The sequence below is a fragment of the Gordonia sp. 852002-51296_SCH5728562-b genome (genome assembly GCF_001665475.1).
Classification (GTDB): Bacteria; Actinomycetota; Actinomycetes; order Mycobacteriales; family Mycobacteriaceae; genus Gordonia; species Gordonia sputi.
In genome coordinates, this window is the sequence record NZ_LZMI01000105.1 from 36,638 (window position 1) to 51,467 (window position 14,830).

At 65.8% G+C, this 14,830-nt stretch carries 16 protein-coding genes; 10 read left to right on the plus strand and 6 right to left on the minus strand.

Features of this window, described 5'->3' with window-relative positions; all coding sequences use genetic code 11:
• Positions 1–105: 105 nt before the first annotated feature.
• Positions 106–1,098 (plus strand): oxidoreductase, encoded by a 993-nt coding sequence (locus A5766_RS18040; protein WP_005201947.1) that lies wholly within the window; start codon positions 106–108, stop codon positions 1,096–1,098.
• Here the strand turns inward: A5766_RS18040 and A5766_RS18045 are convergent.
• The 3 genes from A5766_RS18045 to A5766_RS25365 all read right to left on the minus strand — a co-directional run bounded on the left by A5766_RS18045 (position 1,074) and on the right by A5766_RS25365 (position 3,173).
• Positions 1,074–1,595, minus strand: coding sequence for a hypothetical protein (locus A5766_RS18045; protein ID WP_005201946.1), 522 nt, complete (start codon positions 1,593–1,595; stop codon positions 1,074–1,076). The two genes, A5766_RS18040 and A5766_RS18045, sit on opposite strands and share 25 nt — an antisense overlap.
• Positions 1,596–1,707: 112 nt before the next feature.
• Positions 1,708–2,505 (minus strand): amidase family protein, encoded by a 798-nt coding sequence (locus A5766_RS25360; RefSeq protein ID WP_269449457.1) that lies wholly within the window; start codon positions 2,503–2,505, stop codon positions 1,708–1,710.
• Entirely contained in the window at positions 2,487–3,173 is a 687-nt protein-coding gene (locus tag A5766_RS25365; protein WP_267626580.1) for an amidase family protein, read from the minus strand. The genes A5766_RS25360 and A5766_RS25365 overlap by 19 nt, the downstream gene beginning before the upstream one ends.
• Before the next feature lie 530 nt (positions 3,174–3,703).
• Here A5766_RS25365 and A5766_RS18055 point away from each other — a divergent pair.
• The 4 genes from A5766_RS18055 to A5766_RS18065 all read left to right on the plus strand — a co-directional run bounded on the left by A5766_RS18055 (position 3,704) and on the right by A5766_RS18065 (position 7,573).
• Positions 3,704–4,681 (plus strand): APC family permease, encoded by a 978-nt coding sequence (locus A5766_RS18055; protein WP_231894716.1) that lies wholly within the window; start codon positions 3,704–3,706, stop codon positions 4,679–4,681.
• Positions 4,682–4,759: 78 nt separating this feature from the next.
• Positions 4,760–5,158 (plus strand): hypothetical protein, encoded by a 399-nt coding sequence (locus A5766_RS25155; RefSeq protein ID WP_005201942.1) that lies wholly within the window; start codon positions 4,760–4,762, stop codon positions 5,156–5,158.
• A gap of 5 nt (positions 5,159–5,163) precedes the next feature.
• On the plus strand, positions 5,164–5,895 hold the full coding sequence (locus A5766_RS18060) for an IclR family transcriptional regulator (protein ID WP_231894717.1): 732 nt from the start codon (positions 5,164–5,166) through the stop codon (positions 5,893–5,895).
• 157 nt (positions 5,896–6,052) lie between these two features.
• Positions 6,053–7,573, plus strand: coding sequence for a catalase (locus A5766_RS18065; RefSeq protein WP_064905791.1), 1,521 nt, complete (start codon positions 6,053–6,055; stop codon positions 7,571–7,573).
• Between the two features lie 167 nt (positions 7,574–7,740).
• On the opposite strand, the gene A5766_RS18070 is transcribed toward A5766_RS18065, so the two are convergent.
• The gene (locus A5766_RS18070) at positions 7,741–8,787 is read right to left on the minus strand and encodes an alpha/beta fold hydrolase (protein ID WP_005201939.1); all 1,047 of its coding nucleotides are present in this window, start codon (positions 8,785–8,787) and stop codon (positions 7,741–7,743) included.
• A 185-nt stretch (positions 8,788–8,972) separates the two neighbouring features.
• Between A5766_RS18070 and A5766_RS18075 the strand changes: the two genes are divergently transcribed.
• The 3 genes from A5766_RS18075 to A5766_RS18085 are packed head-to-tail and all read left to right on the plus strand — an operon-like array spanning position 8,973 to position 10,508.
• A complete protein-coding gene (locus tag A5766_RS18075; RefSeq protein WP_039854205.1) occupies positions 8,973–9,629 on the plus strand; it encodes a nitroreductase family protein in 657 nt (218 codons plus the stop codon).
• A gap of 46 nt (positions 9,630–9,675) precedes the next feature.
• Positions 9,676–10,056 (plus strand): DUF427 domain-containing protein, encoded by a 381-nt coding sequence (locus A5766_RS18080; protein WP_005201937.1) that lies wholly within the window; start codon positions 9,676–9,678, stop codon positions 10,054–10,056.
• Positions 10,057–10,073: 17 nt separating this feature from the next.
• On the plus strand, positions 10,074–10,508 hold the full coding sequence (locus tag A5766_RS18085) for a nuclear transport factor 2 family protein (protein ID WP_005201936.1): 435 nt from the start codon (positions 10,074–10,076) through the stop codon (positions 10,506–10,508).
• 68 nt (positions 10,509–10,576) lie between these two features.
• Here the strand turns inward: A5766_RS18085 and A5766_RS18090 are convergent, their stop codons facing one another.
• Complete coding sequence (locus tag A5766_RS18090) at positions 10,577–12,355, minus strand: glycoside hydrolase family 15 protein (protein ID WP_005201935.1); 1,779 nt, start codon at positions 12,353–12,355, stop codon at positions 10,577–10,579.
• Between A5766_RS18090 and A5766_RS18095 the strand changes: the two genes are divergently transcribed.
• Positions 12,354–13,877, plus strand: coding sequence for a glucose-6-phosphate dehydrogenase (locus A5766_RS18095; RefSeq protein WP_082933524.1), 1,524 nt, complete (start codon positions 12,354–12,356; stop codon positions 13,875–13,877). The two genes, A5766_RS18090 and A5766_RS18095, sit on opposite strands and share 2 nt — an antisense overlap.
• Positions 13,878–13,889: 12 nt before the next feature.
• Positions 13,890–14,378, plus strand: a complete 489-nt coding sequence (locus tag A5766_RS18100) for an SRPBCC family protein (protein ID WP_005201933.1) — start codon at positions 13,890–13,892, stop codon at positions 14,376–14,378.
• Here A5766_RS18100 and A5766_RS18105 read toward each other — a convergent pair.
• Positions 14,366–14,743: a hypothetical protein gene (locus A5766_RS18105; protein ID WP_005201932.1), complete on the minus strand. Its 378-nt coding sequence runs from the start codon at positions 14,741–14,743 to the stop codon at positions 14,366–14,368. The genes A5766_RS18100 and A5766_RS18105 overlap by 13 nt on opposite strands.
• Positions 14,744–14,830 lie beyond the last annotated feature (87 nt).

The following is a 14,830-nucleotide window of genomic DNA, read 5'->3' on the forward strand; positions in this document are numbered from 1 at the left end:
TGGCTCGGCGAAGAGTTCGCGTGTCCATTGTGCCCGCAGGACTGCGCCCGATCCTTACGTGAGCGTGTGAGATCGTACGAATATCCGACGTGGGAGGAGTCAGCGATGGGTGAATCGCGGTGGTCGTTGTCCGATGCGCCGGATCTGTCCGGACGTACCGCCGTGGTCACGGGTGCGAATTCGGGCGTTGGTCTGGCGACAGCGGGCCACCTGGCAGGTCTCGGAGCGAGGGTCGTACTGGCGTGCCGCAACGTCGAGGCCGCACAAGGCGCGCGGGATGCGATCGTCGCGGAGGGCGGTTCCGGTGGCCCAATCGCTCCTGACAACCACATCGCTCGCAACATCGAGATCGTCCAGGTCGACCTGAGTGAGCTGGTTTCGGTGCGCCGCGCCGCCGACGAGTTGGCCGAGCGTTTTCCGGCGATCGACATTCTCGTCAACAACGCCGGGGTGATGCGCGCGGAGCGTGAACTGACGAAAGACGGCGTGGAGCTGGACTTCGCCACCAACTTCCTCGGACACTTCGCGCTCACCGGGCTGCTGCTCGGCCCGCTGTGTGCAGCTCGTAACGCCCGCATCGTGTCGGTGTGCTCGAAGTTGTCGTCGGTGGGGCGACTCGACCCCGACGACCTCGCGATGGACGTCGGCTACAGCGCCGCGGCCGCGTACTCGCGGTCGAAACTGGCGCAGGCGATCTTCGCTATCGCGCTGCAGCGTCGGCTCGCGTTGCTCGGCGACGGTGCGCCGTCGTCGGTCCTGGCGCATCCGGGTGCCACCCATAGCGGCGTGATGCGCGATCAGGGCATGCTGAGCTGGCTGTTCACCACACCGACCCTGCGGTGGGTGCGACGCACGTTCATCATGGACCCCGCCGAGGGCGCGCTGTCGAGTGTGCGTGCCGCCACCGATCCCGGATTGCTCGGTGGTCAGTACATCGGCCCGGGAGGATTCCTGGAACTGTCTGGCGCGCCGGTATTGGTCGCGCCACCGGAGGAGACCGACGACCTCCGCCTCGCCCGCGCACTCTGGGAAGCTGCGGAGAAGGCGACGGGCGTCGGTTTCGACCTACCGGGCTATCCGGTCAACCCCCAGTCCTGATTCCACGGATGGACGGTGCAGACGAGCGGCGTCGAGACTCCCAGTGCGCGCAGCGTCACGGAGATCGCCCGCGGTGAGTACGTCATCACGGAGTGCCCCGAGACATCGACCGGACAGCCGTCCTGGAGCAGGACGTTGTTGACCCTCGCGCCGGGACCGGCAGTCAGGAACGTGGCGGTATACGGAGTCGAGAACTGGTCGAAGCGGGTGGCGATCACCGTGTAGTCGACACCCGCGAAAGTCTCACCGCCACGGTTGAGTTCGGTGATCATCGACGACCCGACGAGTTGCTCGTACCCCGCACTTCCCGCAATGGCCGTGATGGATGGTTCGACGTTGACGCCTGCGTCGCGCAGCACCGCGGCGAGCGCGCCCGGGCCACTCAGTGTTGTCCCGTGATTGGTGGCGCCGAGTGTCACCACGTGCGCGATCACGTTGTGCGCGGGGTCGGCGGGATCGGCACCGCCCATGTACTTGAGGTAACGACGGATGAGCACGCCGCCCGCAGCGGCGGTGGGTGTCGCGGGCGCCCGTCGCTGCCAGTGCGGCGACGGTCGCGATCGCGACGGTGAACAGCGTTGTGAGGTAACGGCGCATGGAGTCCCGGCCTCAGCTGTTCGGCGGCGTCTGGTCGGGCCAGCGCCGAGCCTTTTGCAGCTGCGCCGCGACCTGACAGATCAGGGGTTCGCTGTTGTTGGGGCCGACGACCTGCACGCTCAACGGCAGGCCTCCGGAGAAGCCTGCGGGTACCGCTGCTGCCGGGTTGCCCACGACGTTCCACACGGAGGTGTATGCCGCGACCGGTGACGCCTTGGACGATGCCTCGACGAACCCCGCGCCGTCGAGTTGTCCTATGGGATAAGCCTTTCCGGGCGTTGTCGGACAGATCAGCAGATCGTAGGCGGGAAACACCGACGCCAGGATCTGCTTTCCGACGGTCTTGCTGAGTTCGATGGCCTTGGCCACTGCGATATCCGACGCCAGGCCGGTGCTGCGCCCGATGTCGACGCCTTCGCGGGTGCGTCGCTCGAGCAGCTCGTAGTGGTCGGCGCGGCGGGCTTCGGTGCTGAATCCGCCGAGAACCTGCGGTTGGAACGCTGCGGTGAGTGTCGCAGGGTAGACCGGATCGTGTGCGACGACGCGGTGGCCCAGCTTGCCAAGTATGGCGCCGGTCTGCAGCACGGCGCGACGTGTGTCGTCGTCGAGGTGCGTGCCGGCGGGCTGCGCGGTGGAGATCGCAATCCGTAGTGACCGAACAGGTTTCGTCAACGCCTCGGTGAGTGTGTACGGCCACGGATCGGCCTTGTAGAGATCCACCCCGGCGACACTGCCGTGGATGCAGTCGAGAATCAGCGCGGTGTCTTCGACCTTCCGGCACAGCGGGCCGATCACACGAGAGACTTCCACAGGTCGACGTTGGGTGCTGCCGACACTCGCCCACGCTGGAGTTTCAGCCCGTACAAGCCGCACCAGGACGACGGCAGGCGAATCGATCCGCCACCGTCGCCACCGATCGCTGCGGGAACCATGCCCGACGCCACCGCCGACGCGGTCCCTCCCGACGACCCTGCGGTGGAGTGCAGGATGTTCCACGGGTTTCGGGTGTATCCATGTGCCGACGTCTCTGTGAACGGCCAGATGCCGAACTCCGGCATGGCCGTGATCCCGAGGATGACCGCACCCGCCGCGCGCAGGCGCTTCACCACCTCGGCGTCGTCGGTCGAGGGTTTGGTGAACGCCGCGCCGCCGTAGGTCGTCGGGACGCCTTTGACGTGATTTTCGGCTTTGATCCCGATCGGCACGCCGTGCAGTGGACCGAGGCGTGCGCCGCTGGCCTTCTTCGCGTCGAGAGCGTCGGCCTCGGCGCGGGCGCGCTCGTGAAGCGGAATTGTCCACGCGCGCAACGTCGGATTGAGCATGTCGATCCGAGCCAGGAAGAAGTCGGTGATCTGTCGTGCGGTGAACTCGCCTGCCGCAATGCGTTTGGCGATCTCGACGACACCTGCGAACGCGATGTCTTTGTCGTGTGGGTCGAGGTCGCGGCCCGCAGCCGCAGCGGGTGCGGCCCCCGTCACGCCTTGCAGCGCAACCGCACCCACCGCCGCCGCGGCAACTCCCCCGACGAGGACGGAACGTCTGCGGAAGCCTGAGCGCTGGACGCTCCCAGGCGTGTCATGTGATCCTGTCCCCGTTGAGTGCTCGTGTGGATGGGGGGCACTTCCAACGCCCCGTACCGCCTGTGATGCCGACATGGTTCCCCTTTGCCCCGGCCGTCGTGATTCGTCACCGCCACCGCGATCCGGCAGCGATGGCATGACTCTAGGAGGCAGGTGTGACCGGCGGATCGCCTCAACGTTGCACTGGTTGCGAAGATCGTCAGCGGCCGCTCGCGAGTGGATTTACCTGTCTGTCACACGCGGGTCCGGAGAGTGACGTCCGAGTGGCGTGGCTCTCGTGACCTGGATCTATTGCTCACTGCCGGGTAGTACGTATCTCACTCCGGTTAACGCGGCCGTGACCTCGAGTAGCCGCGACGCAACGTCGGGGGTCCACTGTGAACGCGATCATGACCTCGACTTCCTCCTCATCGGTTCCCTCGCCGCCCGTGCCTTCGGTACCACTGATCGCCGACGAGTCGCCGGTAGGCGGGCTCACCCGCAGGCAGCTCCCGTTCGTAGCGGTTGTCGCGCAGTCTGTCGCGGCGATCGCGCCTGCCGGTACGTCCGCCGTGACGCCACTCTTCGTGATCGTGGCGGCAGGTGGGGTGAGAAGTATTGCGGCATTCCTGACCGCGCTCGTGGTGATCATGTTCGTCTCACTCTGCATCCGGCCGATGGCGCAACGCGTTGCTGTGGTCGGTGGTCTCTATTCCTATGTGGCTCAGGCGTATGGCGCGAGGACGGCGATGGTGACGGCATGGTCGGCGGTCGTCGGCTACACCGCCGTGAGTATCGCCGGTCTCATGGCCGTCGGCCTGTACACGAATCATCTCGCGATCAGCGTCGGTGTGACACAACAGGTATCGCACGTCACGATGAGCGTGATCGTTGTTCTCGCCGCCGTGGCCATGGCCTTCGTCATGATCAGAGGGGTGAAGGTCTCGGCGGTGGTGACCCTCTGCATCGAGCTGCTCGCGGTGGTCGTGATGGCCGGTCTGATGGTGTGGCTCGGCTACACCCATCGTGACCAACCATGGCGGCTATCCAGTGCGCACCCGAATCCTGATGGCTCGCTGGCGCTGAGTGTGGTTGTCGCAGTGAGTGCATTCGTCGGATTCGAGAGTTCGACGACGCTGTCCGCCGAGGCGCGTCGAACCTTCCGGTCGGTACCGCGTGCACTGCTGTGGACACCGTTGTTCGCAGGCGTGATCTATCTGCTTGCCGTGTCGAGTCAGTCGGCGGCGATGGCGGGAGCGCCGGATTCGGTACGGGAGAGCAGCACACCGCTCGCGGCGCTCTTCCTCGCGGACGGAAGTCCCTTCGCCGCAGTGATTCTCGACGTCGGTATCGCGACGTCGTTCCTGGCGTGCGCGCTTGCGTCGGTGAATGCGCTTGTGCGCGTGCTGTTCACGCTGGGGCGCTAGCACATCATCCCGCGTCAGTTCGGCGACACGCATCGTCGACTTCACACACCTGCGGTCGCCACCGCGATCGCGACATCGGTGGTGGCTCTCGGCCCGTTGGTGTTCCTGTGGTGCGGTGGCGATCCCGAGGAAGGCGTCCGTGACTTCCTCACCCTCAGCGCACTGGGCTACATGGGTAGTTATGTCGCGGCATGCCTCGCGGCGCCACGGTTGTTGCGACGCATGGGGGAGCCGACCCGCCCCCTGCTGGTGGCGAGTTGGGGAACGGCGTCGTGCCTGGTGATCCTTCTCGGTTTGGGCGCAACGATGTCGGACACCGGTGATCGCGTGATGTTCCTGTGCTTCTTCGGCTCGGTGGCGGTCGTGGCCGTCGCGGTGGTCATGATCTATGCGCGGTGGCCCGCACGGTTCGCGCGGGTCGGGGTGTTCGACGAGACGAGCCGCGACGACGTGCTGGCGTTACCGGGAATGCGCTGATGGGGATGGGACGTCCCGGCGCAGGGGAGTCGATAGCGCGGGCAATGCAGATCATCGAGGCGGTCGGCGATCTCGGGCCGGGAGCGACGAGCCGCGAGATCGCGGACCGCCTGGATCTGCCGCCCGCTAACATCTATCGCCTGTTGAACACGTTGGCCGTCGAGGAGTACCTCGTGCGGACCGCGGATCTGCGGGGTTTCGCGCTGGGCAACAGATTGAACACCATGGTGCACTCCGCGGTTACCCCGTACATGTCCAGTCGCGCACAAGAACTCTGCGAGAAGTTCCGCGCATCAGTGCGTTTCGGTGTGTACGTCATGCACTTTCGGCCCGCGACCCTGCGGATCGTCGACATGGACCCCGACCATCCGTTGGCCGCCGAGCACGAGATGATCCGGTCGCTACACGCATCGGCCGCGGGAAAGCTTCTGCTCGCAGCGGATTCGCAGTGGCGCGAGCTCCTGCCACCAACGCTTCCCGCGCTGACACAGTCGACCGTCGTCGAGATGCGTGAACTCGCAGCACAGGTAGAGGAGACCCGCCAACGTGGCTACGCGGTCTCGGTCGACGAGATGCTCGACGGCGAGGCGTCGATCGCCGTACCGATCCTCGACGTCGAGGGCGTGGTCCGTGGCGCGGTCACGGTGAAGGGGTTCTCTGCGCGTCTGGATGCCATCACCTCCCTCGTGCCCCGCTGTCGTGAACTCGCCGCCGAACTCGGCCCCCTGCTGTACTGACTCCTGCTGTACTGATTTTGCCGTCCAGCCCCTTCTTGCTGGTCAGTGAAAGTTTCTGCGCCATATCGGCCCGGCGTCTAGTGTCGAGGGCACGGCGTTGAAACAGCCCGACGCCTCGTTGACAACTTTTCGCCCGCACCAGCCCCTTGGAGGCGATATGTCGGATCAGAACGATTTCTACACAACCAGAGACTCCGGAGCTCCTGCCGGAAGCGATGAGCATTCGCTCACCGTCGGTGCCGGTGGTCCCATCGTCCTGCACGATCACTACCTGATCGAGCAGATGGCCCAGTTCAACCGCGAACGCATTCCCGAGCGTCAGCCCCACGCCAAGGGGAGCGGTGCATTCGGCACGTTCGAGACAACCGAAGACGTCTCGGCGTACACCTGCGCGGCACTGTTCCAGCCGGGCGTGAAGACGGAGATGGTCGCGAGATTCTCGACCGTCGCCGGAGAGCGGGGCAGTCCGGACACCTGGCGCGACCCGCGCGGCTTCGCGTTGAAGTTCTATACCTCAGAGGGCATCTACGACATGGTCGGCAACAACACGCCGGTCTTCTTCATCAAGGATCCGCTGAAGTTCCAGCACTTCATCCGGTCGCAGAAACGCCGCGCCGACAACAACCTTCGCGACCACGACATGCAGTGGGACTTCTGGACGTTGTCTCCGGAGTCGGCGCACCAGGTCACCTGGCTCATGGGCGACCGCGGCATTCCGAAGACCTGGCGCCACATGAACGGCTACAGCTCGCACACCTATCTGTGGGTGAATGCCCAGGGCGTCAAGCACTGGGTGAGGTATCACTTCATTTCCGATCAGGGCGTCGAGTTCTTCACCCAGGACGAAGCCGACCAAATGGCTTCTGCCGACACCGATTTCCACACCCGCGACCTCTTCGAGAACATCGCTGGCGGAGGTCGGCCGAGCTGGACGCTCAAGGTGCAACTGATGCCATACGACGACGCGGTCTCGTATCGGTTCAATCCCTTTGACCTGACCAAGGTGTGGCCGCACGGCGACTACCCGCTGCACGAGGTCGGGAAGATGACGTTGCACACCAACCCGACCGACAACCATGCACAGATCGAGCAGGCGGCATTCGAGCCGAACAACGTCGTGCCCGGTATCGGATTCAGCCCCGACCGCATGCTGCTCGGCCGCGTGTTCGCCTACGCCGACGCGCACCGTGCCCGACTCGGCGTGAACTACAAGCAGATCCCGGTCAACGCGCCTCGTAACGACGTCCACACCTACTCCAAAGACGGTGCGATGCGGATCAATCCGGTGACCGACCCGGTCTATGCACCGAACTCGAAAGGTGGTCCCGCCGCGACGTTCTCGGGTCAGCCGGAGCCTCAGTGGGCAGCCGACGGCGAGATCATCCGCAGCGCCTATGTCGACCATCCCGAGGACGACGACTGGAGTCAGGCGGGCACCCTGGTCCGTGAGGTACTCGACGACGCTGCGCGAGATCGATTGGTGGACAACGTCGTCGGCCATCTACTCGACGGAGTGACCGAGCCGGTGCTGGCCCGAGCGTTCGACTACTGGAGCCGCGTCGACACCGACCTCGGCGCCAAGATCAAGAAGGGCGTCACGGAGAAGGCCGACGAGCCCGACCCCAAGGCCGCCGACCAGGGCAACCCAGCCCGATCGTCGATGCAGCAGAAGGTCTGAGACGCCCACTCGCCTGCCTCGAGCGCACAGTGGGCTGAATACGGCGCACAGTGGGCTGAATAAGGCGCACAGTCGACGGGAACTCCCGCCGACTGTGCGCCTTATTTCGTCGAGTGGGCGCTCTGTCAGGCCGAGTGGGCGCTCTGTCCGGCCGACTGTGCGTCCGCTCAACCCTGCGCGGGCAGGATGCGGTGGAGGAACGCCAGGAGGTACATGAGGCCGGCCCCGTCGCGGACGTCGTCGTGGCCCGCGTTGACGGCGTGGAACTCGAAGCGCGTGCCCGCTCGCCGGAACTGTCGGAGCAGACGTAGCGTCAGCGGCAGTGGTACGCGAGAGTCCTTCCAGCCGTGCACGATCAACACCGGAGCGCCGTAGTCGCCGGTGGGCACGGCCATGTATTCGGCGAGGGAGCGTCGAAAATCGCTGTCGCCCAGGGGTTTCGCCACTACCGAACCCGTGGATACACCCGCAACCAGTTGCGGCCACGCGGCGCTGCACACACCGGTCATCTCGTCGGAGATTCGCTGGCCGGCAGGGGTGAGGTAGGCGCGGACGTCCACCTTGGTCGGCGTCGCCGTCATCCCGGTCAGCACCGCGAGCAGGCTGCCCACGGGAAAGCCGGGGATTGAGGGCATCCCGGGTCGGGCCATCGCGAAGACGTGCTCGATGTTCGACGCCGGGGCCAGGGCCGCGGTGCCGTGGAAGATCAGGTCGGGTGCATACGTCGCCGCGCGGTGCCCCGCCGCGAGTGCCGCGTGACCGCCCTGCGACTGACCGGCGACGGCCCAGTGCCGCGACAGCTCATGGATGCCCGCGCGTGCTGCGGCCACTGCGTCGATCGTCGCGGTCGATTCGGTGTCGGTGTGCAGATACGGATGCGGTCCGATGGTGCCGGGCCCGAGGCCGAGGTAGTCCGGGGCGACGACGGCGTACCCGGCGGCGTTGAGACGGCCGATCACCTCGCCGGTCCCGGCCTCGAGATCTGGCGAGCCGGTCAACCCACAATGCTCCGACAACCCCGACGTCCCGTGGGTCCACGCGACCACCCGCCATCCCTCGGCGGGGGCCGGACCATCTGGGAGGCACACCAATCCCGTTGCGGTGACCGACGTTCCATCCGGTCCAGGAGTGGAGTAGACGAGTCGACTCACGGTGTGCAGCCCGCCCCACGAACCGATCGGGTCGAGTCGCTGCAGCGTCGAACGTCGGCTCACGCCTCACCCCCGCATTCTGTCCGCATCGACCGTCGAATGGCCGTCGCGTCTCGACAGCCATTCAATCAGCACGGGCGCGCGAGTGCGCCGGATCGTCGAGTACCGCTCCCGCCGGTTGACCGGATTGGCATAGTGAAGAGGTGGACTCCGACACGAGCACGAGCGGCTTCGACCTGAGCGAGGCGATGCGCACGACGTTCGCATCGCGGTCGTACACCGACGACCCACTTCCCGACGACGTGCTCTTCGACATCCTCGACGTCGCGCGCTTCGCCCCGAGCGGCGGTAACCGTCAGGGCGCGCACGTGACCGTGGTCCGCGACGCCGAGACGAAACGTCGGATCGCTGACCTCAGCAAACCGGCGGCCCGGCGCTATCTCGCACAAAAGGCGGCAGGCGAGAGTCCGTGGAATCCGGTCAACCCGACGTCGGTCACCGAGGCCGACCTCGAAGCCGTCGACGGTGTCGACGCATTCGTCTCGCCACTCATCAACGCTCCGGTTGTGCTCGTCGTGTCGGTCGACCTCGCCGTCGTCGCGGCGACCGACCAGGATCTCGACCGTATCGGCGTCATCAGCGGTGCGTCGATCTATCCGCTGGTGTGGAACATCCTGCTACAGGCTCGTGCCCACGGCTTCGGCGGCACGGTCACGACGATGGCCGCGGCGAGCGAGCCTGCCGTCCAAGAACTTCTCGGGTTGCCGACGACGCACGCGGTCGCCGCCGTGTTGCCCATCGGCAAGCCGGTCAAACAGCTCACGAAGCTGCGCAGGCAACCCGTCGACGAGTTCGTCACGATCGAGAGATTCGACGGTCCGCCGCTGCGGGCCACACAGGACTGACACACAAGCAGGACCGACACACAAGCAGGACCGACACAGGAGACTCATGAGCGAACGCCAGGTGCTATTGCCGACCGAAGACCACCCGATCACCGTCGAACCCACCGCAGAACATGTGCGAGTACGCGTCGGCGATCGCGTCATTGCCGAGACCGACGCCGCGCTCATTCTGCGTGAGGCGTCGTATCCGCCGGTCTACTACATACCGCGCCACGACCTCGACGCCGACGTCCTCACTCCGAGCACGCATCAGACCTACTGTCCCTACAAGGGGGAGGCCGGATACCACGGGATAGTCGGTGCCGACGGTGCGACTCTCGCCGACAAGGTGTGGTTCTACGACCAGCCGTACCCCGCGGTCGGCGAGATCGCAGGCCACGTCGCGTTCTATCCCGACGCGGTGACCATCGAGATCACACCGAATTGAGCAGGGGGAGGAGCGAAGTGGACACCCAGACCCTCGGGGACACGCTTGAGATCCGGCAGTTGCTGACTCGGTACGCAACCGCGGTCGACGCAAGGGATTGGTCGCTCTATCGTACGGTTTTCACCGACGACGCCGAAATCGACTACACGGCATCGCCGTTCGGAATCGTCGGCGGCGTCGGCGATGTTGTCGATTGGCTCGAGCGGGGGCTGTCGTCGTTGGAGATGACGATGCACTACGTGATGAACATCGACGCCGAGATCAGCGGCGACAAGGCTACCGTCCGCGCACAGTTCTTCAACCCCATGCAGATACCGGGGCTCGGCGAGCAGAGTTCGTGTGGCGGCTACTACCACCATGAACTCGTCCGCACCGAAGATGGCTGGCGCAGTCGGTCGATGCGCGAGGAGATCGTGTGGTTTGTGAACTCCCCGTTGGGGTCTCACCGCTGAGGCTGCTCGCGGGGCGGCGGGGGCAATTGTCCGGTTAGGACGGGGCCAGTTGTCCGTTTAGGACGGACTCAGTTGTCCGGATAGTCGGCGAACGCATCCGCGGCGCGCACAAATGCCAAGTGCGACAGCGCCTGTGGCGTGTTTCCGACCTGCCTACGCGCGTCGACGTCGTACTCCTCGGAGAACAGTCCGACATCGTTGGCCGTCGCCATACCCTGGGCCATCACTTTCTCGGCGTCGCCGCGCCTGCCGCTGCGGGCGTATTGCTCGGCAAGCCAGAAAGTACACGCCATGAAGGGGTGCTCGGTGCCGTCGAGCCCGTCGACGTGCGACGACGTCCGGTAGCGCAGCACCAATCCGCCCTGCATCAGGGTTTGTTCGATGCCCTCGACCGTGGCGAGCATGCGCGGATCGTCGAAGTCGCAGAAGCCGACCTGGGGGAGTTGCAGGAGCGAGGCGTCGACCTCCGTGGTGCCCGGGTACTGGACGAACCGACCGGTGTCCGGGTCGACCATGGTCTCCTCGATCTCGGCACGAATCTTGTCGCGCAACGCTTTCCAATGGTTGGCAGGCCCCTTGAGTCCGTGTTCTTCGACGGCTCGGACGCCGCGGTCGAACGCCGCCCACACCATCGCCCGCGAGTGTGTGAACTTGCGTAGCGGTCCGCGGATCTCCCAGATGCCGTTGTCGGGCTTGTCGATGTTCTCCTCGGCCCGTTTGAGTAGTTCGCGTTGCAGCGACCACGAGATTTTGTTCTCCGGTAGCCCTGCCGCGCGGGCGGCGTCGAGCGCGACGAGCACCTCTCCGATGGTGTCGGCCTGGAACTGATCGACGGCCCCGTTGCCGACCCGCACCGGTGCGGAGCCCTCGTATCCGGGGAACTGGGGCATCTCGATTTCGGGCAGTTCACGCTCGCCCGCGATACCGTACATGATCTGCAGTTGACTGGGATCTCCGGCGATGGCGCGCAGCAACCACATCCGCCAGTGCTCGGCGACGCGGACGAATCCGTGACAGACGAGGACGTCGAGTGTCAGTGCGGCGTCGCGTAGCCACACGTAGCGGTAGTCCCAATTACGTGATCCACCAATGGATTCGGGGAGCGACGTGGTTGCTGCGGCAACGATCCCGCCGGTGTCGAGGTTACTCAACGCGCGCAACGTGATCAGCGATCGCACGATCGCCGCGTCGCGCGATCCGGTGTGGTCGATACGTCCGGCCCACTCCGTCCACCAGTCGCGTGTTTCGCGCAGCGCCTTGTCGACGTCGAGTGGTTCGGGCTCTTCGCGGTACGAGTGATACCAGGTCAACACCAAGTCGAGCGTCTGGCCCTCACGCACTGTCGTCGTCGCGCGGTGTACATGGTCGGTGGCCTTCAACGCGATACCTCGGACGATCACGGCGTCCGGGCCTGCGACAGCCCTCAGCGCCGGGTGCTCGTCGTCGCCGTGCTGCAGCACCCACGGGACGACCCGCGAATAGTCGAAGCGCATGCGGAGTTCGGTGTCGATCTCGACGTGGCCGCTGATCCCGACCACTCGCCGGACGAGATCGACGCGCCCGCCGTCGATCGGCATGAACTCGTGGACCTCGACGACCCCCGTCGCGGTCTGCCACCGCGTCACGAGGATCAGCGTCTCGTCGTCGTAGCGTCGGCTCACCGTCGCGTCGAGGTCGGTTGGCGCCAGATGCCACGATCCGTGGTCGGGTTTGCCGAGGAGACTGCCGAAGATGGAGGCGCTGTCGAAGCGCGGAACGCACAACCAGTCGACGTCACCGGTGCGGGAGATCAGCGCTCCGGTGCGGCAATCGCCGACGAGTGCGTAGTCTTCGATATAGGCGGCCATGCACTCGATTCTGCCTGTGATCGCAGTTGTCCGACGAAACTTCGCGAGTCGGGCACACGCCAATAGAGCCCGCACCGACGGGCTCATCGTCGAGGAGGACTACGTGACCGGACCGGCGTCGGACAACACCTCGAGCGCTGATGACCAGACGTCACCGCAGGTGACGACGTTGATCATCTTCGGCGCGACGGGCGACCTGACCAAGCGGCTGCTCCTGCCTGCGCTCGGCCAGTTGCTCGGTCTCGAACCAGATCTGAATGTGCGTCTGATCGGCGTCGGTAGACACGACCTGACCGACGATCAGTGGCGGGACAAGGTTCGCGAGGCCTTCGCCGACGAGCGGTCGGACGCAGGCGACCGGGTGGCCGAGCAGACCGTGTACCGCCGGGGCGACCCGACTGACGCCGACGATCTCAGAAGTGTTCTCAGCGATATCGACGGTCGTCCCGTGCTGTACTTCGCGGTGCCGCCGTCGGTGACGCGCAAGGCGTGCGAGGCGCTGCGCGACGTCGACCTTCCGCCCGGCACCACTCTTGCCCCCGAGAAGCCCTTCGGGAGCGACCAGAAGTCGGCTCGCGAACTCAACGAGCTCCTGCTGGAGCTGGTACCCGAGAACCAGATCTACCGCGTCGATCACTTCCTCGGCCAGTCGGTGTTGCTCGACCTGCTCGGTGTGCGCCTGGCCAACCGCGTCTTCGAGCCGGTCTGGTCGGGAACGCATATCGAGTCGGTCGTCATCCGATACGACGAGAGCCTCGGATTAGAAGGCCGCGCAGGCTATTACGACGGGGTCGGCGCGCTGCAGGACATGATCCAGAGTCACCTGCTGCAACTGGTTGCCGTGGTCGCGATGGAACCGCCTGCGACACTTGGCGAACGCGATCTGCGTGATGCGATCGGTGCTGCCCTGCGTGCGGTGCACATCTGGGACGACGACGCCGTGGCATCGTCGCGGCGAGCCCGCTACACGGCGGGCGAAGCGGGCGGCGAGCAGTTGCCCAACTACGTCGACGAAGACGGCGTCGACGCGTCGAACAACACCGAGACGCTGGCGGAAGCCACGTTCGAGGTGCGCACCAACAGATGGCAGGGGGTGCCGTTCACGCTGCGCTCGGGCAAGGCGCTCGACCCGGAGGCGAAGGAGATCGTGCTGACCTTCCGTCCGCTGCGGCATGTCCCCGAGCAATTCGAGGACCAGGTCGAGCCCAACGTCCTGCGTTTCACGTTCGGTCATGACGCGATGTCGGTGCGGCTCAACGTCCACCGTGGCTCACATCCCTTCGCGCTCAAGACTGTTGACCTCGATGCCGATTTCGGCAACGCGTCGATGCGCGCATACGCCGAGGTGCTGTCGGGGATCATCAAAGGCGATGAGACACTTGCTGTTCGCGGCGACGCCGCCGAAGAGTGTTGGCGCATCGTCGATCCCATCGTCGACGCGTGGCGTGCCAACAAGGTGCCGATCGACGGCTACGCCGCGGGCAGTGCCGGACCCGACGCCTGGCCGACGTTGCCGCTGTAGACGGTGGCACCCATGCGTATTCCGTCGACCGTTCGCCGCGCCGTCGCCGACGTGTCAGTCGCCTTCGACGCCCCGCCCGACGAGGTCTTCGACTACCTCGTCGACCCGGCGAATCGTCCACAGTGGCAAGCCAGCCTCCGGGCAATCGCCGATCTGATGCCGCTGGGCGATCGCCCCGGCGACGTCGGGACGTCGTGGACAGACGTCACCGTCGTGCCGGGTGTTCGTCCGCGGATGGAGGTCGTGCGAAGTGCGCGACCGCAGCGTTGGGTCGAGATCGGGCAGTGGAGATTTGTCGACGCCGCGCTCGTGCTCACCGTCGACCGCGCAACCGACGGCTCGACGACCGTCGGGGCGCGGGCCGTGCTCACGCTGCCGATCGTGCTCGCGCCGGTCTTCATCCCTCTGGCAGTGGTCGTCCCGCCTGCCGTTCGCCTAGACCTCCGCAGTGCGGCGTCGGCGATCACGGCACGGCGCAACCATGCCGATCAGGGCAGTTGAATCGCGTTCACGCCTGGGATCACGCTGATCACCTGTGGTGCGGCATTCGGCTGCTCACGCAGCACGCTGACCGTCGCGACGACGGGTCCCGACCCGGTCACAGCGACCGCCGACGTCTTCAGCGTCGACGGGTAGCCGCTCACCGGATAACTCGGCAGCTGCCAGTGACGCAGAGACACCACGCCGTGCTTGCCGGTCCGCAGGTTGTTCCACGAGATCGACAGGTACCGATACGAGCACTGGTAGTGATACTGCGCAGGCGACGGCACCGAGAAGGTGACGGCGGAAGGCGGTGGCGGGAACTGCAGGGTGCGCGGCGCCGGTTGCGCGACGACAGTGACCGGACGAAGCGATCCGCCGGGCACGCCGGCCGGACCGGCCTCGACGCCGCCGATCGCGGGGATCGAGAATGTCAGCCGTCTGATCGCGCGGGTGCCGTCGGCGCGGCATTC